12 protein-coding genes are annotated in these 19,997 nt (G+C 72.2%); 3 read left to right on the top strand and 9 right to left on the bottom strand.

Annotated elements, in window-relative coordinates:
• Positions 1-4: 4 nt before the first annotated feature.
• Positions 5-931, bottom strand: a complete 927-nt coding sequence (locus ACH4DX_RS31135; RefSeq protein ID WP_398157561.1) for a proline dehydrogenase family protein — start codon at positions 929-931, stop codon at positions 5-7.
• A 235-nt stretch (positions 932-1,166) separates the two neighbouring features.
• On the opposite strand from ACH4DX_RS31135, the gene ACH4DX_RS31140 reads away from it, so the two are divergent.
• Positions 1,167-2,336: a PucR family transcriptional regulator gene (locus tag ACH4DX_RS31140; RefSeq protein ID WP_398157562.1), complete on the top strand. Its 1,170-nt coding sequence runs from the start codon at positions 1,167-1,169 to the stop codon at positions 2,334-2,336.
• A 136-nt stretch (positions 2,337-2,472) separates the two neighbouring features.
• Here the strand turns inward: ACH4DX_RS31140 and serA are convergent, their stop codons facing one another.
• The 6 genes from serA to ACH4DX_RS31170 all read right to left on the bottom strand — a co-directional run bounded on the left by serA (position 2,473) and on the right by ACH4DX_RS31170 (position 13,302).
• Positions 2,473-4,077, bottom strand: a complete 1,605-nt coding sequence (gene serA, locus ACH4DX_RS31145) for a phosphoglycerate dehydrogenase (RefSeq protein WP_398123191.1) — start codon at positions 4,075-4,077, stop codon at positions 2,473-2,475.
• Positions 4,078-4,496: 419 nt separating this feature from the next.
• Positions 4,497-5,495, bottom strand: coding sequence for a ketol-acid reductoisomerase (ilvC, locus tag ACH4DX_RS31150; RefSeq protein ID WP_398123190.1), 999 nt, complete (start codon positions 5,493-5,495; stop codon positions 4,497-4,499).
• A 197-nt stretch (positions 5,496-5,692) separates the two neighbouring features.
• Positions 5,693-6,217, bottom strand: coding sequence for an acetolactate synthase small subunit (gene ilvN, locus ACH4DX_RS31155; RefSeq protein ID WP_398123222.1), 525 nt, complete (start codon positions 6,215-6,217; stop codon positions 5,693-5,695).
• Positions 6,218-6,262: 45 nt separating this feature from the next.
• Positions 6,263-8,119, bottom strand: coding sequence for an acetolactate synthase large subunit (locus ACH4DX_RS31160; RefSeq protein WP_398123189.1), 1,857 nt, complete (start codon positions 8,117-8,119; stop codon positions 6,263-6,265).
• A 241-nt stretch (positions 8,120-8,360) separates the two neighbouring features.
• Positions 8,361-11,705, bottom strand: a complete 3,345-nt coding sequence (locus ACH4DX_RS31165) for a putative bifunctional diguanylate cyclase/phosphodiesterase (protein ID WP_398123221.1) — start codon at positions 11,703-11,705, stop codon at positions 8,361-8,363.
• Positions 11,706-12,351: 646 nt separating this feature from the next.
• Positions 12,352-13,302 (bottom strand): 2-hydroxyacid dehydrogenase, encoded by a 951-nt coding sequence (locus tag ACH4DX_RS31170; RefSeq protein WP_398157563.1) that lies wholly within the window; start codon positions 13,300-13,302, stop codon positions 12,352-12,354.
• A 106-nt stretch (positions 13,303-13,408) separates the two neighbouring features.
• Between ACH4DX_RS31170 and ACH4DX_RS31175 the strand changes: the two genes are divergently transcribed.
• On the top strand, positions 13,409-14,419 hold the full coding sequence (locus ACH4DX_RS31175) for an aldo/keto reductase (protein ID WP_398157564.1): 1,011 nt from the start codon (positions 13,409-13,411) through the stop codon (positions 14,417-14,419).
• A 440-nt stretch (positions 14,420-14,859) separates the two neighbouring features.
• Complete coding sequence (locus ACH4DX_RS31180; protein ID WP_398157565.1) at positions 14,860-16,014, top strand: PQQ-dependent sugar dehydrogenase; 1,155 nt, start codon at positions 14,860-14,862, stop codon at positions 16,012-16,014.
• 41 nt (positions 16,015-16,055) lie between these two features.
• Here the strand turns inward: ACH4DX_RS31180 and ACH4DX_RS31185 are convergent, their stop codons facing one another.
• Both ACH4DX_RS31185 and ACH4DX_RS31190 read right to left on the bottom strand, forming a co-directional pair.
• Positions 16,056-16,319, bottom strand: coding sequence for a DUF6191 domain-containing protein (locus ACH4DX_RS31185; RefSeq protein WP_398157566.1), 264 nt, complete (start codon positions 16,317-16,319; stop codon positions 16,056-16,058).
• Positions 16,320-16,893: 574 nt separating this feature from the next.
• Positions 16,894-19,974, bottom strand: a complete 3,081-nt coding sequence (locus ACH4DX_RS31190; protein WP_398157567.1) for an AAA family ATPase — start codon at positions 19,972-19,974, stop codon at positions 16,894-16,896.
• Between the last annotated feature and the right edge of the window lie 23 nt (positions 19,975-19,997).

The raw sequence follows: 19,997 nt of genomic DNA on the forward strand, positions 1-19,997 counted from the left end.
GGGCTCAGCCCTTGGTGAGGACGGACCGTGCGAAGAACAGCAGGTTGGCCGGCTTCTCCGCGAGACGGCGCATGAAGTAGCCGTACCAGTCGGTTCCGTACGCGGTGTACACACGCATCCGGTGGCCCTCGGCGGCGAGCCGCAGGTGCTCGTCGCTGCGGATGCCGTACAGCATCTGGAATTCGTACTCGTCCAGTTTGCGCCCGGCGCGGCGCGCGAGCTCCTGGGTGATGGCGATGAGCCGCGGGTCGTGGGACCCGATCATCGGGTACCCCGAGCCCGCCATCAAGATCTTCAGGATACGGACGTACGCCTTGTCGGTCTCGGCCTTGTCCTGGTACGCGACGGAGGCGGGCTCCTTGTAGGCGCCCTTCACGACGCGTACGCGGCTGCCGTTCGCGGCGAGCCTGCGGGCGTCGTCCTCGGTGCGGAAGAGGTAGGCCTGGATGACGCAGCCCGTCTTCGGGAAGTCCTTCCGCAGCTCCTCGTGGATGGCGAACATCGAGTCGAGGGTGGTGTGGTCCTCGGCGTCGAGGGTGACGGTGGTGCCGATCTCGGCGGCGGCCTCGACGACGGGCCGGACATTGGCCAGGGCCAGCTCGTGGCCGCCCTCGAGCGCCTGGCCGAACATGGACAGCTTCACGGACATCTCGGCGCGCTCACCGAGGCCGAGGTCCTTCAGGCGCTCCACCAGCTCCAAGTAGGCGTCGCGGGCGGCGGTGGCCTGCTCCGGGGTCGTGATGTCCTCACCGACGACGTCGAGGGTGACCTCGAGGCCCTTGTCGGCGGAGTCCACGATCACCGGAACCACCTGGTCGACGGTCTCACCGGCGATGAACCGGTCCACGACCTGCTTGGTGCCCGGCGCCGCCGACACGAAACGGCGCATCTTGTCACTGCGCGACGCGGCAAGGATCACGGGACCCAGCACGGGCACCTCCACGGGAGTACGAGCGAGTGCCGTACCTGCGTCGTTCTGCGACAGAACCGGTACGGCACGGAGAACCACCGTGAAACTTAAGGATTACGCCGATCCCGGGCCATCGACACCTGTCACGCATTCGTGCGCTGGATCTCAGACAGATGTATGAGAAGGGGGCAGGACTGGGCGAGAATGGACTCAGAGCCCGGGAAAGCGGTGCGAGGAGAGCAGGAGTGAGCAGGGAATGAAGGGCGACTACCAGGAACTGGTCGACGAGATCTCCGCCCTGCTCGGCGCGCCCGCCACCCTGGAGAACCGCGACTTCGAGCTGATCGCCTTCGGGGCGCACGACGGCGGCGACGGCCTCGACGCCCCCGACCTCGACCCGGTCCGCACCCGCTCGATCCTGACGCGCCGCTCCACGGCCCAGGTCCGCTCCTGGTTCGAGAGCTTCGGCATCACCCGCGCCACCACCCCGGTCCGCATCCCGCCCACCCCGGAGGCGGGCGTGCACCGCGGCCGGATCTGCCTGCCGGTACGGCACCGGGGGTACGCCCTCGGCTATGTGTGGCTGCTCGACGACGAGCCGGGGCCGACGGACGCGCAGCTGACCGCCGCCATGGAGGTCGCCACCCGGATCGGGGCGCTGCTCGCGGACGAGGCGCAGGCGGGCGCGGACCTCACCAGGGAGTTCCGTGCCGTCCTGACGGCCGAGCGGGGCTGGCAGCGGGACATGGCGGTGGCGGAGCTGCGCACGGCGCTCGGGACGCGCGGTGAGGGCCTGCACGCGGTGGTGTGCGTGGCCCCGTGGCCGGTGGCGAACCCCGAGGACGCGCCCGCGCTGCGCACCGTGCCGGGGGCGACGGCGCTGTGCGTGGTGCCGTGGACCATGGGGGCCGCCGCCGGGCAGTCGCTCGCGGTCCTCGTGCGGCTGCGGTCGGCGGACGCCCCGACCCCGGCGGTCACGACGGCTTCGCGGCTCGTGGACTCGGCGGGCCGGGGGGCGGCGGCGGGGGTCGCGGACGCGCGGACCGGCCTCGACGACCTGGGGGCGGCCTGGGGCGAGGCCACCGCGGCGGCGCGCGCCGCGCTCGCCGAGCCCCGCCTCGGACCGCTCGCCCGCTGGTCGGACATCGGCCCCTACCGCCTCCTCACGGCACTGCCCGCGGAGGCGGCGCAGGACGCGGTGGCCCGCGCGCTCCTGACCCCGGCACACCGCGAACTGGCCCGCACCGCGGAGGCCTTCCTCGACCTCGCGGGCCAGGCAGGACGCACGGCGGCGGAGCTGGGCATCCACCGCCAGACCCTGTACTACCGCCTCTCCCGCGTGGAACAGCTCACCAAGCTCGACCTGGACGAGGGGGAGGACCGGCTGCTCCTCCATATGGTCCTGAAGGCGTCACGCCTGCGCTGAACAAACGCCGCCGCCCACCCCGTTCAGGGGTGGGCGGCGGCCCTTGCTCAGGGACGAGCGACGGCGTGCCCTTGGAGCCCGTCCGGCGCTTGAGGACGAGGCCGAAGGCCGATCCCCCGCGGCAGGCCGAGCGGCCCTAGCCGGCGAGGTTGACGGACCGGGCGGAGGTGGCGCCGATCTCCTCGGCGAGCTCACCGAGCACGAGCGGCGGCACCGTGTCGTCGACGGTGAGGACGGCGAGTGCCTCCCCGCCCACGTCGGCACGAGCGACCTGCATCCCGGCGATGTTGATCCCGGCCTCGCCGAGGACCCGGCCCACGGTGCCGACGACGCCGGGCCGGTCCGCGTACCGCAGGACGAGCATGTGGTCGGCGAGGGCCAGGTCGACGTCGTACTCACCGACGGCCACGATCTTCTGGTGGTTCTTGGGGCCGGCCAGGGTGCCGGACACGGCGATCTCCTCGCCGTCGCCGAGGGTGCCGCGCACGGTGACCACGTTGCGGTGGTCGGGGGACTCCGAGGACGTGGTGAGCCGCACCTCGACGCCGCGCTCCTGGGCGAACAGCGGGGCGTTCACATAGCTGACGGTCTCGTCGACGACGTCCTCGAACACACCCTTGAGGGCGGACAGTTCGAGCACCTTCACGTCGTGCTGGGTGATCTCGCCGTACACCTCGACGTCGAGCCGGGCCGCGACCTCGCCCGCGAGGGCGGTGAAGATCCGGCCGAGCTTCTCGGCGAGCGGCAGACCCGGGCGCACGTCCTCGGCGATGACACCGCCCTGCACGTTCACCGCGTCCGGCACCAGCTCACCGGCGAGCGCGAGCCGCACCGACTTGGCGACGGAGATGCCCGCCTTCTCCTGCGCCTCGTCGGTGGAGGCGCCGAGGTGCGGGGTGCACACGACCTGGTCGAGCTCGAAGAGCGGGGAGTCGGTGCACGGCTCCTTCGCGTACACGTCCAGGCCCGCGCCCGCGACGCGGCCCTCCTTCAGGGCCGAGAACAGCGCCTCCTCGTCGACGATGCCGCCGCGGGCGGCGTTGACGATGCGCACGGACGGCTTGACCTTGTGCAGCGCCTCGTCACCGATGAGGCCGAGGGTCTCCGGCGTCTTGGGCAGATGCACGGTGATGAAGTCGGAAGCCTCGAGGAGTTCGTCGAGGGAGAGGACCTTCACGCCCATCTGCGCGGCGCGCGCGGGCTGTACGTACGGGTCGTAGGCCACGACCTTCATGCCGAACGCCGACATGCGCTGCGCGACGAGCGCACCGATCCGGCCGAGGCCGACGACGCCGAGGGTCTTCTCGGCCAGCTCGACGCCGGTGTACTTGGAGCGCTTCCACTCGCCGTTCTTCAGGGCCGTGTTGGCCTGCGGGATGTTGCGCGCGGTGGCGACGATCAGACCGCAGGCCAGTTCGGCCGCGGTGACGATGTTCGAGGTGGGGGCGTTGACGACCATCACGCCGGCCTTGGTGGCGGCGGAGACGTCGACGTTGTCGAGGCCCACGCCCGCGCGGGCGACGACCTTCAGCTTGCGTGCGGCGGCGACGGCCTCGGCGTCCACCTTGGTGGCGGAGCGGACCAGGACGGCGTCCACGTCGGCGATGGCGGGCAGCAACTCGGCGCGGTCCGCGCCGTTGCAGTGCCGGATCTCGAAGTCCGGGCCCAGGGCGTCGACGGTCGCGGGCGACAGCTCTTCAGCGATGAGTACGACCGGTTTGCCGTTGGCAGCAGTGCTCACGTGAGTCCTCACAAGTCCCTTGCGGACGGCCGTCCCGACGGCCGCAGGCGGTGGAGGGCAGCGGCACCGGGGATGTGCCTGCTCCTCCTCGGTGTCGCTTTGCCGCGTGGAAGACGCACGACGCTGTGGGCCTGACGCGTATGTGGAGTGCAGTCTAGTGGCGCGTCGCGGCCCCGCTTGCGCCCGACCGGAAGGATCACCCGGACGTGGCTGGCCACCGCGGACAAAGCGAAGTGCGGGAGATCGAGCCCGGCTCCGGCAGGATCCGACCCGGCCCGGCGGGATCGAGCCCGGCCCGGCGGATCAAGCCCCTCCGGGGATCGGGGAGCGGGGTTTCCGGGCAGCGCTCCGGAAACCCACGACGACGGCGCGGACACGGCGCCGGGAGACCCCGGCACCGCACCCCGCGCCGCGAAGGCCTACGCCTCGTCGTCGACCCACGACATGAGCTTGCGCAGCTCCTTGCCGGTGGTCTCCAGGAGGCTGTCCTCGTCCTGCTTCTTGTACTCGTTGTACTTCTTCAGACCGCCGTGGTACTCGTCCATCCAGTTCTTGGCGAAGGTGCCGTCCTGGATCTCGGCGAGGACCTTCTTCATCTCGGCCTTGGTGGCATCGGTGATGATGCGCGGGCCGGTGACGTAGTCGCCCCACTCGGCGGTCTCGGAGACCGACCAGCGCATCTTCTCCAGGCCGCCTTCGTACATCAGGTCGACGATGAGCTTCAGCTCGTGCAGGCACTCGAAGTAGGCGATCTCCGGCTGGTAGCCCGCCTCGACCAGGGTCTCGAAGCCGGCCTTGACCAGGGCGGAGGTGCCGCCGCAGAGCACGGCCTGCTCGCCGAAGAGGTCGGTCTCGGTCTCCTCGGTGAAGGTCGTCTTGATGACGCCCGCGCGGGTGCCGCCGATGCCCTTGGCGTACGACAGGGCAAGCTCGAAGCCCTTGCCCGTGGCGTCCTGCTCCACCGCCGCGATGCACGGGACGCCGCGGCCCTCCTCGTACTGGCGGCGCACCAGGTGACCCGGGCCCTTGGGGGCGACCATGGCGACGTCGACGCCCTGGGGGGGCTTGATGAAGCCGAAGCGGATGTTCAGGCCGTGCCCGAAGAACAGCGCGTCGCCGTCCTTCAGGTTGTCCTTGATGGACTCCTCGTAGACCTGGGCCTGGATCGGGTCCGGGACCAGGATCATGATGACGTCGGCCTCCTGGGCGGCCGCCGCCGGCGTGACCACACGCAGGCCCTGCTCCTCGGCCTTCGCCTTGGACTTGGAGCCCTCGTGCAGGCCGACCCGCACGTCCACACCGGAGTCGCGCAGCGAGAGGGCGTGGGCGTGGCCCTGGCTGCCGTATCCGATGACCGCGACCTTGCGGCCCTGGATGATGGACAGGTCGGCGTCGGCGTCGTAGAACAGCTCGGCCACTGGAGATCTCCTATGTGTGCTGGTGTTGCGTCCCACCGTACGGCGGGCTGGATGAGGGAAGTTGTCGGGTCTCGCCATCCGGGACCGGCTCGCGGTCCGGCACCGTCCCGCGGTCGGGCACCGGCCCCGCGCGCGGGGGAGCCAGGCGCTGCTCCCGCACGCACAGGGTCAGTGTGGCGCGGTCCGGTGGAGCGCGGTCACGCGGAGCGGTCGAGCGCGCGCAGACTGCGGTCGGTGATGGAGCGCGAGCCGCGGCCGATGGCGATGGTGCCGGACTGCACCAGCTCCTTGATGCCGAAGGGCTCCAGCATCTTGAGCATGGCCTCCAGCTTGTCGCTGCTGCCCGTGGCCTCGATGGTGACGGCCTCCGGGGAGACGTCCACGGTCTTGGCGCGGAACAGCTGGACGATCTCGACGATCTGCGAGCGGGTCTCGTTGTCGGCGCGCACCTTGGCGAGGACCAGCTCGCGCTGCACGGCCGAACCCTGCTCGAGTTCGACGATCTTCAGGACGTTGACCAGCTTGTTGAGCTGCTTCGTGACCTGTTCGAGCGGCAGGTCCGCGACATTCACGACGATGGTGATGCGGGAGATGTCGGGGTGCTCGGTGACGCCGACGGCGAGGGAGTCGATGTTGAAGCCGCGGCGGGAGAAGAGGGCGGCGATCCTGGCGAGGATGCCGGGGGTGTTCTCGACGAGGACCGAGAGCGTGTGCTTGGACATGGGCGTCATGGCGGGGTGGTACCTCTCCTGGGCTCTCGGTGGCTCTCAGTCGTCTTCGTTGTCGCCGAAGTCGGGGCGCACGCCCCGGGCGGCCATGACCTCGTCGTTGGAGGTGCCGGCGGCGACCATGGGCCAGACCTGGGCGTCCTCGTGGACGATGAAGTCGATCACGACGGGGCGGTCGTTGACGGCGTTGGCCTCTTCGATGACCTTGTCGAGGTCGGCCGGGTCCTCGCAGCGGATCGCGTAGCAGCCCATGGCCTCGGACAGCTTCACGAAGTCCGGGATGCGGGTGCCGGCGCTCGGCTGCTTGCCGTCCGCGTCCGGGCCGCTGTGCAGCACGGTGTTGGAGTAGCGCTGGTTGTAGAAGAGCGCCTGCCACTGGCGGACCATCCCGAGGGCGCCGTTGTTGATGATGGCGACCTTGATCGGGATGTTGTTCAGGGCGCAGGTGGTGAGTTCCTGATTGGTCATCTGGAAGCAGCCGTCGCCGTCGATCGCCCAGACCGTGCGGTCGGGCTGTCCCGCCTTGGCGCCCATGGCCGCGGGGACCGCGTAGCCCATGGTTCCGGCGCCGCCGGAGTTGAGCCAGGTGGATGGCTGCTCGTACTGGATGAAGTGGGCGGCCCACATCTGGTGCTGGCCGACGCCCGCGGCGAAGATCGTGCCCTCCGGCGCCAGTCGGCCGACCCGCTCGATGACCTGCTGGGGCGAGAGCTGGCCGTTGTCCGGGTGGTCGTAGCCGAGCGGGTACGTCTCGCGCCAACGGTTGAGGTCGGCCCACCAAGCGGTGTAGTCGCCGGTGTGGCCCGCCGTGTGCTCGGTCTGGAGGGCCTGGACGAGGTCGGCGATGACCTCGCGGGCGTCACCGACGATCGGGACGTCCGCGGCGCGGTTCTTGCCGATCTCGGCGGGGTCGATGTCGGCGTGCACGATCTTGGCGTACGGGGCGAAGCTGTCCAGCTTGCCGGTGACGCGGTCGTCGAAGCGGGCTCCGAGGGCGACGATCAGGTCGGCCTTCTGCAACGCGGTGACGGCGGTGACCGCTCCGTGCATTCCGGGCATCCCCACGTGCAGCGGGTGGCTGTCGGGGAACGCGCCGAGCGCCATCAGGGTGGTGGTGACGGGCGCTCCGGTGAGTTCGGCGAGGACCTTCAGCTCGGCGGTGGCCCCGGCCTTGATGACGCCGCCGCCGACGTACAGGACCGGCCGCCTGGCGGCGGTGATCAGCTTGGCGGCCTCGCGGATCTGCTTGGCGTGCGGCTTGGTCACCGGGCGGTAGCCGGGCAGCTCCTGCTGGGGCGGCCAGGAGAAGGTGGTGCGGGCCTGGAGCGCGTCCTTGGCGATGTCCACGAGCACCGGCCCGGGCCGTCCGGTGGACGCGATGTGGAAGGCCTCCGCGATGGTGCGCGGGATGTCCTCCGCCTTGGTGACCAGGAAGTTGTGCTTGGTGATCGGCATCGTGATGCCGACGATGTCCGCTTCCTGGAAGGCGTCGGTGCCGATCGCCTTGGAGGCCACCTGGCCGGTGATCGCGACGAGCGGGACGGAGTCCATGTGGGCGTCCGCGATGGGCGTGACCAGGTTGGTGGCACCGGGGCCGCTGGTCGCCATGCACACACCGACCTTGCCGGTGGCCTGCGCGTACCCGGTGGCCGCGTGACCCGCGCCCTGCTCGTGACGGACCAGGACGTGCCGCACCCGGGTGGAGTCCATCATCGGGTCGTACGCGGGCAGGATCGCACCCCCGGGGATGCCGAACACCGTGTCGGCCCCGACTTCCTCGAGAGAACGGATCAGGGACTGCGCGCCCGTGACGTGCTCGACGGGGGCGGACTGAGGTCCAGAGGATCGGGGCCGCGGCTGCGGATGGGCCCCGGTGGCCTGCTCGGTCATCGGCATTCTCTTCTCGAAGCTGAGGGTCTTTGCGGGGGTGTCACGGGGTTTTTGCCAGGGTTTGGCAGGCTCCGGTGCAACAAAAAACCCCTCGTGCCATGAGGCAAGCGAGGGGAGCGCGCCGGGTGCGGTCGCTGGTGGTCTCCGGTGTCCGGACCGGGGCGTCCCAGCTTCAGCCGACGCGCTTTCCAAGTACGAGAATTCGGGTGCGCATGGCTCTGACCTTCCCTCCGGCCCGCCACACCTGTCAAGTAGGTGGGACGGGCGTCTCATTATGTGAGCGCGCGTAGGACGTGGAACCGGCCGCCGACCCAGCCACGCAGGTGCCCGCACCACCGAAGGCCGTGGTGGGCCCGACGAACTGTGCCGCCGACTCTCCGTACGCTACCGATGCCGCCTTGAGGATCGGTGCACCGTCGCGGTAGCCCACACTCTCGGCCAGGGCGGCGCCCACGCGGACGGCTCCGACGGGTCCTACGGGACTGACGGGAACGGGATATTCCGCTACTGCCAGGGCGCGCCGCAGCCGGTACTCGTCGAGCGGTCCCGAGAACGCCATGCCCTGGCCGTGCGTGCAGCCCATCGCGCGCAGGGCCGTGACCTGCTCGGGCAGATCGACGCCCTCGGCCACGGAGCGGAGTCCGAGGTCGCCCGCGATCCGCAGCAGCCCGGACGTGATCTTGTGCAGGCGGGCGGATTCCACGACGCCCTCGACGAGTCCGCGGTCGAGCTTGAGTACGTCGACGGGGAGCCTGCGCAGGGCGCCGATCGCCGCGCAGCCGCTGCCGAACCCGTCGAGCGCGACGCGGACGCCGAGCCTCCGCAAGGACGCGAGACGGCGCTCCAGATCGTCCAGGGAGACGCTCGGATCGCTGTCCGCGAGCTCGATGACGAGGCCGCCGGAGGGCAGGCCGTGCCGGGTGAGCAGGGCTTCGACGGAGCCGAGCGGCAGCGAGCGGTCCACGAGGCGGCGCGCGCTGACCCGCACGCTGACGGGCACGGCGTGGCCGGTCCTGCCGCGCTCGGCGGCCTGCTTCACGGCTTCCTCGAAGAGCCAGCGGCCGAGTTCGGCCGCGCGGTCGCCGCCGTCCGCGGTGCGCAGGAACTCGGCGGGCGTGAACAGGATGCCCTGGGCCGAGCGCCAGCGGGCCTGGGCCGCGACCGAGGTGATCCTGCCGGTCTCCAGGGACACCACGGGCTGGTGGAGCAGCACGAACTCGCCGTCGTGCAGGGCGCTGCGCAGCCGGGTCGCCAGCTCCGCCTTGCGGGCGACGTCGGCCTGCATCTGGGGCGCGTACAACTCGACGCGGCCCTTGCCCGCCGCTTTCGCGCGGTACATCGCGAGGTCGGCGTTGCGCAGCAGCTCGCCCGCGCCGACGCCCGGTTCGGCGAAGGCGACGCCGATGGACGCGGCGACCCGGACGTCGTTGCCGCCGATCTCATAGGGCTGGGAGAGCCGGATCCGCAGCCGGTCGGCGAGCTCGAAGATGTGCTTCTCGCGCGCGGCCTGGTCGCGGGTGCCGTCGCCGACGATGAGGGCGGCGAACTCGTCACCGCCGAGCCGGGACGCGGTGTCCGAGGCGCGGACGGCTTCCTGGAGGCGATGGGCGGCCTGGATGAGCAGCTCGTCGCCCGCCTGGTGCCCGATCGTGTCGTTGACGGCCTTGAATCCGTCGAGGTCGATGAAGAGGACCGCCGTACCCCGGTCGGTGACTCTGCGACCGCCGAGCGCGGCGGCGACCCGGCGGGTGAAGAGGGCCCTGTTGGGCAGGTCGGTGAGCGGGTCGTGCTCGGCGTTGTGCTGCAACTGCGCCTGTAGTCGCACGCGTTCGGTGACATCACGGCTGTTGAAGATGAGGCCGCCGTGGTGTCGGTTGACCGTGGACTCCACGTTCAGCCAGTCGCCGGTGCCGGACTTGAAGCGGCACTCGATACGGGTGGTCGGCTCCTTCACCGGGTCGGCGGTGAGGAAGCGCCGCACCTCGTGGACGACGCGGCCGAGGTCCTCCGGGTGGATGAGCGAGGCGAGTTCGGAGCCGATGAGCTCGTCGGCCTCGCGGCCGTAGACTCCGGCGGCGGCGGGGCTGACGTACCGCAGGATGCCGCTCGGCGCGGCGATCATGATGACGTCGCTCGACCCCTGCACGAGGGAGCGGAAGTGGTTCTCCTTCTGGGCCAGCTCCTGGGTGAGCGTGATGTTGTCGAGCAGCATGATGCCCTGGCGCACGACGAGGGCGAGGACGACCGTGCCTGCCGTGAGCAGCACCACCTCGTCGACGCTGCGGTCGTTGAGGACGTTGTAGAGGATGCCGAGCGTGCAGACGGCGGCGGCCAGGTAGGGCGTGAGGGCGGCGAGCGAACCGGCGATGGGCCGGGTGGTCGCGTACCGTGCGCGGCCGTCGGCGTGCTCCGCGGGGCGTTCGCCCTGCCGCTCGCCAACCCGCTCTCCAACCCGCTCGCTCGGCCGCGCGTCACGTCCGTCGTGCTCGAAGCCGCGTCCGGTGGGCGTCGCGGTGGGGAGGGCGTCGGGGAGTGCTAGGGGCGTGGCGCGGCTGTGTCCGCCCGAAGCGTCGTGGCCGCGGCCGTCCCTGGCGTCGAGGCCGCGGCCGTCCGGGACGTCACGGCTGTGGCCGGGGGCGAGCTCGCGGCCCCGTACGTCGGCGGGTCCGCGGCCCCGTACGTCCCGGAGGCGTTCTTGCGCGTACGTGCGGTACGCCGGGCGCGGTGTGTCCTCGCCGCCGCGGGCGTGGCCGGATGTCGCCCAGGGGGCGTACGCGAGCAGCAGCGACCCCGCGAACCAGCCCGCGTCCAGGAGTTGGCCCGAGCGGTAGCTGGAGTGCAGCAGCGGTGAGGTGAACAGCGCGTCGCACATCACCGTGAGGGCGAGGGCGCCGATGGCGGTGTTCACGGCCGTGCGATTCGCCGACGAGCGCTTGAAGTGCAGCGCGAGGACCATGCTGACGAGCGCGATGTCCAGGAGCGGATACGCGAGCGACAGGGCGGCGTGCGCGACGCTCGGGCCTTCGAACTCCGCGTTGTGCGCGAGGGCGAGGCTCCACGACAGGGTGAGCAGCGAGCCGCCGATGAGCCAGGCGTCGAGCCCGAGGCAGACCCAGCCGGCCCTGGTGACCGGCCGCTTGGCGAGGACGAGCAGTCCGATGATGGCGGGCGGCGCGAAGCACAGGAAGAACAGGTCCGCGTAGCCCGGGCTGGGCACGGGCTTGTCGAGGACGACCTCGTACCACCCCCAGACGCCGTTGCCGCAGGCCGCCATCGCGGAGGAGAGTGAGAACAGCAGCCATGCGGGTCGAAAGCGGCTGCGCCGGGTGCGGGAGTACCGGAAGCAGGAGACGGCGGCGGTCGCGGCGGCGGCGCTGAGGCCGAAGTCGCCCATGATGAGCGCGAGTCGGTCCGAGCCCCAGCCGAGCGCGGATCCGGTGGCGTACGCGCCGCAGACGACCAGCAGCACGACCTGCGAGAGGAGTCCGCCGCCCCCGGGGGCCGGGCGCCGTGCCGTCGGCGACCCGGGCGACGGCAGTGGCGACCTGAGCCCGCTCTCCAGGACGGACACGGAGACCGACTGCCCGCTCACCGACCCGCTCCGCTCCGTGCGAAGGTCCGCGTGCAGGTTCGCGTGGAAGTCCGTGTGCAGATTCGCGTGCACGTCCGTGTGCAGGTTCGCGTGCACGTCCTCGCGGAGGTCCCCGCGACGGTCGGTGCGGCGGTGCGGCGTGGTGCGGGCCCGCGGCAGGGCGGGCTCACCGTACGGCAGCCGTTGATCCGCCGTGGGGTCCTGCGGGGGGACGCACACGGTGAGTTCGCGGGCGGTGTGCTCGGGCACGCTCCGTGGCCGGGCGCCCGGACCGCGCCCGGCGGTCGCGGGCTCTGCGGGGGTGTGTCCTGTCGGCCGGACCGGCACAGGAGGTGGCGGTGCCGGACACGTGGTCGGTGTCTGCGGGTCGGTGTGCGCGAGAGTCGGTGGTCGTCCCGCCGCGTCGGATCGTTCGCCCATAGGCCGTGCATCGCCCGTCGCCCCCCTACGCAGTTCTGTTGCTCAATCCCCAGCGCCGGACGATGTCCCGGCGCAGCCCCTTGCCGGGGACGATACACCAGTCTCGTCACTCAGGGACAGGGTTGCTCTACTCTGCGTGACTGTCGGCGTCAATATGGACACGCGGCGCACGCGGGCGGCTGCGGAGCGTACGGAACCCGGTTCCCACCGTTTCCGCGCCCCTTGGCTACGAAGTCGTCAGGACGACGTTGGCGAGGGGTTCTCCGGCCACGTAGCGGTTCACCTGAGCGGCCAGGAGACGCCTGGTCCGTGGGGCGAAAGCCGAGGTGGGACCGCCGACGTGCGGACTGATGAGGACACCGCGGGCCTGCCACAGCGGGTGCCCCGGAGGCAGCGGTTCCGGGTCGGTCACGTCCAGGGCGGCCGTGATGCGGCCGGTCTCCAGTTCGGCGAGGAGCGCCTTGGTGTCGACCACCGGGCCGCGGGCGACGTTGACAAGGAGTGCGCCGTCCTTCATATGGCCCAGGAAACCGGCGTTGACCAGGCCACGAGTCTCTTCGGTGAGGGGCGTGGACAGGATGACGACGTCGCTTTCGGACAGCAGTCGAGGCAACTCGGCGAGCGGGTGCACCAGACCGCGCTCCGTTGTGCGCTCGGAGCGCGCGACGCGCGCCACCCGCGCACACTCAAAACCCGCGAGCCGGTCCTCGATCGCCGCACCGATCGCTCCGTAGCCCACGATGAGAACGGACTTGTCGGCGAGCGCGGGATAGAACCCCTGCCGCCACTCCTGCATCCGTTGTCCCTCCACGAAGCCCGGAATGCCCCGCAGGGAGGCGAGTGTCAGGGTCAGCGCCAGTTCGGCGGTGCTCGCCTCGTGCACCCCGCGGGCGTTGCAGAGGCTCACTCCCGGGGCGAGCCTCCGCACGGCGGGCAGCATGTGGTCGACGCCCGCCGTCTGCGTCTGTACTACGCGCAGTGACGTCATCCTGGACAGCGGGCGTACGCAGATCTCGGGGTCGATCATGTACGGAACGCCGTAGAAGACACAGTCGGCGGGGTCGGCGGGGTAGTCCGCGCCGCCGTTCCAGAAGCGGTAGGCGAGCCCCGCTTCGGTGGCGTCGGGCAACCCCGTCACATCGGAGGCCTCCAAGGGCAGCCACACATCTCTCGTCATGGTCAGGAGGCTAGTGGGCACAGGCCGCACGCGGCGCGTGCGGGAGCAGAGGTTACGTTGGGGGCCGCCCGGACGAAGATCACCGGACAGGGGAGGGTACGGCCAGGTGGAGCGCAGGACGATCGGCGCCGGGGCGCTCGGGGTGGGCGCCGTCGGACTCGGCTGTATGCCGATGAACTGGGCGTACACCGGCTCGCGGCAGCGCGGCGACGACTCGCTGCGGACCGTGCACGCGGCGCTCGACCTCGGCTCCTCGCTCCTGGACACGGCGGACATGTACGGGCCGTTCACCAATGAGCTGCTGCTCGGCCGCGTCCTCAGGGAGCGCCGCGCGGAGGCCTTCGTGTCGACCAAGTGCGGACTGCTCGTCGGTGAGCAGCACATCGTCGCCAACGGCCGCCCCGGCTATGTGAAGCGGGCCTGCCACGCCTCGCTGCGGCGCCTCCAGACCGACACCATCGACCTCTACCAGCTGCACCGCGCCGACCCCGAGGTGCCGATCGAGGAGACATGGGGGGCGATGGCCGATCTGGTGACGGCCGGCAAGGTGCGGGCGCTCGGGCTGAGCGCGGTGGGGGCGCGGGCGGGCCGCAGGGCCGGGCAGCGCGCGGGCGCGCGCACCGGGCTCTACGACGTGACGATCCGGCAGTTGGAACGCGTCCAGCAGGTCTTTCCGGTGACGGCGGTGCAGGCCGAGCTGTCGGTGTGGTCACCGGAGGCACGGGAGTCGCTGCTGCCGTGGTGCGCGGCGCGGGGCGTGGGGCTGCTCGCGGCGATGCCCCTGGGGAACGGTTTCCTCACCGGCACGCTGACTCCGGGGCAGGGCTTCGAGCCGGACGACCTGCGGGCCAGGCACCCCCGTTTCACCGCCGAGATGATGGCCGCCAACCAGCCGCTCGTGGTGGGCCTGCGCCGGGTGGCGCGGCGGCACGGCGCGACTCCCGCGCAGGTGGCCCTCGCGTGGGTGCTGGGGCAGGGGCCGCAGGTGGTGCCGGTGCCCGGAGCCAAGCGGGAGCGGTGGGCGCGGGAGAACGCGGGTGCGGCGGGGTTGCGGCTCACGGCCGAGGACTGGGCGGAGCTCGCGGCGCTGCCGCCGGCGCGGGGGTCGTGGGACTGAGGTCCGCGGCGCCCGGACGCCGCGTGCCCGTCGCGCGGGGCCGGGCCGGCCGGGGTGGGGCGTGGGGGCGTACGCCGGCAGATCCGGCGGGCGGCGCGCGGGCGGCTCGGGATGACGGATGGGGATCACGGATCGGAATTGGGGTGCGGTGGTGGGGAACCCGAGGGGCGGCCGCGGTGTATGAACAGGAGAAGCGCCGCGTCGAAGGGATCCTGACCGTGCCGAGTGCCGCCCGTGCCCACCGTCTCCGCAGTCTCCGCCGTGCCCGCACCTCTCCCCCCGACTCCCCCGACTCTTCCGACTCCCGTCACGCACGTGACTCCCGCGACTCCCGTGACTTCCCCGACTCCCGTGACGCACCTGGCCCCCGTGCCAGCCCCGTCGCCCCGTCCGGCCGCACCGGCAGCGTCCACCGTCCCCGACGTGCCGTCCTCACCGCCGTGTTGGCCGTCGCCGCGCTCCTGGCCGCCGGTTGCTCGTCCGACGACGACGGCGACGGGCCCTGGAGCGGCAGGAGCGCGGAGTCCGGCCCCTCCGAGTCCGGGGCGTCCCCTTCGGGTGGAGCCTCGGGTGACGGCCCCGGGGCGCCGCCGGAGAAGGGCTCGGCCGAGGTCACCAGGACGCTCGCCACGGACCTGGAGTCGCCCTGGGGCCTGGCTCCGCTGCCCGGCGGCGATCTCCTGGTGTCCTCGCGCGACGAGGGCACGATCACCCGTGTCGACGGCGGGACCGGCAAGAAGACGAGGGTCGGCTCGGTCCCCGGGGTCGCGGCCGCGGGCGAGGGCGGTCTGATGGGCCTCGCGCTCTCCCCCACGTACGCCTCCGACCACCAGGTGTACGCGTACTTCACCACCGAGTCCGACAACCGCGTGGCCCGGATGCTGTACGACGAGAAGAAGCCCTCCGGACAGCAACTCGGCGCTCCCGACACGGTGTTCAAGGGCATCCCCAAGGGCGTGATCCACAACGGCGGCCGGATCGCCTTCGGGCCGGACAAGATGCTGTACGCGGGTACGGGCGAGACCGGTGAGACGGATCTCGCGCAGGACAAGAAGTCCCTCGGCGGCAAGATCCTCCGTCTGACCCCGGACGGCGAACCCGCCCCGGGCAACCCCTTCGGCGACTCCCCCGTGTACTCGTACGGCCACCGCAACGTCCAGGGCCTCGACTGGAGCGAGGACAAGCGCCTGTGGGCCGCGGAGTTCGGCCAGGACACCTGGGACGAACTGAACGAGATCGAGCCCGGCGGCAACTACGGCTGGCCGGAAGTCGAGGGCAAGGGCGACGGCGACTCGGGGGACTTCCGCGCCCCGGTCGCCCAGTGGAAGACCTCCGAGGCCTCCCCCAGCGGCGTCGCCTACGCCGAGGGCTCGGTGTGGATGGCGGGCCTGCGCGGCCAGCGCCTGTGGCGTGTCCCCGTGCGGGGCGTGGACGGCGAGCCGAGGACGGAGGCCTTCCTCACCGAGGAGCACGGCCGGCTGCGCACGGTGGTCGCCGCGGGTGGCGACAAGCTGTGGCTGGTCACGAACGAGACGGATTCCCGGGGGACGCCGGAGAAGGGCGACGACAAGATCCTGGAGGTACGAGTGAAGTAACGCTGCGCTGCGGCTGGCGGCTGGCGGCTGGCGGCTGGCGGCTAAACGTCGCCGTCTTCCGGATCGCCCCGATCGCCCCGACCACCCCGATCGTCCCGCTCCCCCGGGCTGTCCTTGCGGGGCGTGGCGTCGTCCGTGGTGCTCTGCCGGGGTACCCGGACGACGACTGTGCCGGAGGTGAGGTCTATCGGGCCGCGGCCCGGGTCGCCGTCGTCGACGTCGACCCTGGACAGTTCGAGGCGTTTGTTCTCGTCGTCCGTGTGTTTGCGCCCCGGCGCGAAGAGCTGCTCGAACACGTTGAACACTGCGCCTCCAAGGGCCGGACGGTGGGTCCTGCCCTTCCCAGCGTAAGCGAGCCCGCGGGGAGCTGTGAGCTCGGCCCAGCAAGAGCCGCAGCCGCGTCTGCCCGGTCCCTCAGCAGACGCGTCCGCGGCACGCCGCGCGCTGAGCGCGCAGTTCCCCGCGCCCCTACAGGGCACCCCCGCCACCAGGGGCGCGAGGAACGGCGCGACCAGCCACGTCCAAGCCGCAGACGCACCTGCCCAGCAGGCACACAGACGCGACTGCGGCCCTCCTCGGGCTGAGCGCGCCGTTCCCCACGCCCCTACAGGGCACCCCCGCCGCCAGGGGCGCGAGGAACGGCGCGACCAGCCACGTCCAAGCCGCAGACGCATCTGCCGAGTAAGCGCGCAGACGCGACTGCGGCCCTCCTCAGGCTGAGCGCGCCGTTCCCCGCGCCCCTACAGGGCACCCCCGCCGCCAGGGGCGCGAGGAACTGCGCGACCAGCCACAACCAACCCGCAGACGCACCTGCCCAGCAAGCACGCAGACGCGTCCGCGGCCTCTCGCGGGCTGAGCGCGCCGTTCCCCGCGCCCCTACTACGGGGCCCCGAAGAGTTGGAGGCGGTGTGCGAGGGCTGCGGCTTCGCCGCGGCTGGATACGCCTAGTTTGGCGAGGATGTTGGAGACGTGGACGCTCGCGGTCTTGGGGGAGATGAAGAGCTCCTCGGCGATCCGGCGATTGGTGCGACCCGCGGCGACCAACCGCAGGACATCCCGCTCCCGGGAGGTCAGACCAAGCGCCTCGGCGGGGTCGGCGGGCGCGGGCGGCGGCGCGCCGGTGAGGGAGAGCCGGGCCCGCCGGGCGAGCCGGGCGACGGCGTCGGCGAGCGGACGGGCACCCAGGTGCTCGGCGACGGAACCGGCCTGCCGGAGCAGCTCCGCGGCCCGGTCGCGGTCGACGTCACCCCCGCCGGACGCGTAGCCTGACGCGGAGCCCGACGCAGTCGCGAGCAGCGACTCGGCGAGCCGGTAGCGCACCCGGGCCAGGTCGTAGGGCCGCTCCAGGGGCCCGGCGGCGGTGAGGACCGCCAGCCAGTCCTCGGGGGTGGCACGGCCCTCGGCACGCAGGAGTTCGGCGCGGACCCAGAGTTCGTACGCCTGCCAGACGGGAACGTTCGCGGGCATCGCCTTGGCGGTGGAGCGGATGAGGTGCAGCGCGTCGGCGCGGCCGGGCTCGGCGACGGCCGGGCCGCGGGCGTCGGCCTCCGCGGTCGCGGCGGCGAGGAGCAGCGGCCAGCCGTAGCGCTGGGTGCCGGGCGGGAAGCCTTCGGCGACGGCCTGTTCCAGCTCGGCGCGGGCATCCAGGATGCGGCCCTCGTCCGCGGCGACACCGATGGCGACCCGGTGCAGCGGCAGTGAGTTCTGCGGTGTCGGATCGTGGGTCCCGAAGTGCTTGCGCGCCTCGGCGAGCCGCCCGCCCGCCTCGGCCGTGTCGCCGCGGGCGAGCGCCAGATGGGCCAGGCGCAGACAGGCACCGCCGCGCGGCTTGGCGCTCAGTCCGGCGCGGCGCGCCGACTCGGCGGCCTCCTGCCAGCGGCCGAGTACGTAGAGCGACTCGGCGTGGTTGGCCCACATCCAGGGCTCGGACTCGAGGAGTCCGTACCGCTGGGCGAGCCGGATGCCCTCGTCCAGGAGCTCGACGGCCTCACGGGAGCGCCCCGCGCCCTCGAGTACGGAGGGCAGGTTGACGTAGGTGCGGCCGATCTGTCCGATGCTGCCGCTCGCGACGACCTGCTCCCGGACGTCGAACAGCTCGGCGAAGCCGGCGTCGATGTCGCCCGCGTCGACCATCAGGCCGCCGAGGGTGAGGCGGGCGGTCAGTTCGATGTCGCGGGCGCCGACCATGCGCGCGTACTGAACGGCCTGTTCGGCGGCGGCGAAGGCCTCGGGCCCGGGCTCATGGAGCATCGACCAGCCGGCGACCACGGCGAGCACCTCGGCGTGCACGACGGACGGCGGCAGGCCGCGCACCAGGGCCTGGGCGGTGGCCAGCTCCTTCCAGCCGTCGCCGCGGGCGAGGCTCTGCACCAGCCGGGACCGCTGCACCCAGAACCAGGCGGCGCGCAGCGCGTCCGGCTCGTCGGGCTCGTCCTCCAGGAGCCGCAGCGCCCGCTTGGTGATCTTCAGGGCGCGTTCGCGCTCGCCGCAGAGCCGGCCGGCGACGGCGGCCTCCGCCATGAGGTCCAGATAGCGCAGCGGCGTGGTCTCGGGGTCGCAGCCGCAGGGCGGGTAGACCTCGGTGTAGTCGACCGGGCGCAGCTGGACGCGGACGTCGTCGGGGGCGCCGTCCCAGATCTCCATCGCGCGTTCCAACAGCCGCAGCTGCTCGGCGTAGGCGTGCCTGCGGCGGGCCTCGACGGAGGCGTTGAGGACGGCGGGCAGGGCCTTGGCGGCGTCGTGGGCGTGGTACCAGTAGCTGGCGAGGCGGGTGGCGCGCTGGTCGGGGGCGACGAGCGCGGGGTCGGCCTCCAGGGCGGTGGCGAAGCGGCGGTTGATGCGGGAGCGCTCGCCGGGCAGCAGGTCGTCGCCGACGGCCTCGCGGACCAGGGAGTGCCGGAAGCGGTAGCCGCCCCCGTCGCGCGAGGGGATCAGGATGTTGGCGCCGACGGCGTCCCGCAACGCGTCGAGCAGGTCGTCCTCGCTCAGTTGCGCGACCTGGGCGAGCAGGCCGTACTCGACGGTCGAGCCGCCCTCGGCGACGATGCGCGCCACCCGCTGGGCGTTCTCGGGCAGTTCCTCCACGCGTACGAGGAGCAGGTCGCGCAGCGAGTCGGTGAGGCCCGCGCAACTGCCGCTGTGCGAGGCGACGGCGAGTTCCTCGACGAAGAAGGCGTTGCCGTCGGAGCGCTCGAAGACGTCGTCCACCAGGGACGGCCGGGGCTCGGCCGCGAGGATGCCCGCCATCTGCCGGCCGACCTCGTCGCGGTTGAACCGGCCCACCTCGACGCGGCGGACCGTGCGCAGGCGGTCGAGTTCGGCGAGCAGGGGCCGCAGCGGGTGGCGGCGGTGGACGTCGTCGGCGCGGTAGGTGGCGAGGACGACGAGGCGGCCGCGGCGCAGGGTGCGGAAGAGGTACGACAGGAGGTGGCGGGTGGAGGCGTCGGCCCAGTGCAGGTCCTCGATGGCGAGGACGACGGTGTGGTCGGCGGCGGTCGCCTCCAGGAGGCGGGCGGTCAACTCGAAGAGGCGGGCCATGGCCTCCTCGTCGTGCCGGCCGCCGGTGTCGGGGCGCGGCGACCCGTCGCGCAGCTCGGGCAGCAGCCGGGCCAGCTCCTCCTCCTGGCCGGACGCGGCGGCGGCGAACTGCTCGGGCAGCTTCTGGCGCAGCGTGCGCAGGGCCGTCGAGAACGGGGCGAACGGCAGTCCGTCGGCGCCGATCTCCACACAGCCGCCGACGGCGACGATCGCGCCGCGGGCGCAGGCCCCGGCGGCGAACTCCTCGAGGAGGCGGGTCTTGCCGACGCCCGCCTCCCCGCCTATCAGCAGCGCCTGCGGCTCGCCGACCGGGCCCGCGGTGGGGGCTGCGGCGCGGGCGAGCGCGTCGTTGAGTGCGCCCAGTTCGTCGGCTCGGCCGACGAACACCGGGCTGACGGACCTGGTTTCCACGGTCGTGAGCATGGCACAGACCTGCGGCTTCACGG

This window comes from Streptomyces sp. NPDC017940 (assembly GCF_044328435.1).
Lineage (GTDB): Bacteria > Actinomycetota > Actinomycetes > Streptomycetales > Streptomycetaceae > Streptomyces.

What these genes read in the sequence shown, in the direction of transcription:
- ilvN (WP_398123222.1), bottom strand. Translation starts at nt 6,217, where the DNA reads ATGTCCAAGCACACGCTCTCGGTCCTCGTCGAGAACACCCCCGGCATC.
- ACH4DX_RS31190 (WP_398157567.1), bottom strand. Translation starts at nt 19,974, where the DNA reads ATGCTCACGACCGTGGAAACCAGGTCCGTCAGCCCGGTGTTCGTCGGC.
- ACH4DX_RS31170 (WP_398157563.1), bottom strand. Translation starts at nt 13,302, where the DNA reads ATGACGAGAGATGTGTGGCTGCCCTTGGAGGCCTCCGATGTGACGGGG.
- ACH4DX_RS31160 (WP_398123189.1), bottom strand. Translation starts at nt 8,119, where the DNA reads ATGCCGATGACCGAGCAGGCCACCGGGGCCCATCCGCAGCCGCGGCCC.
- ACH4DX_RS31140 (WP_398157562.1), top strand. Translation starts at nt 1,167, where the DNA reads ATGAAGGGCGACTACCAGGAACTGGTCGACGAGATCTCCGCCCTGCTC.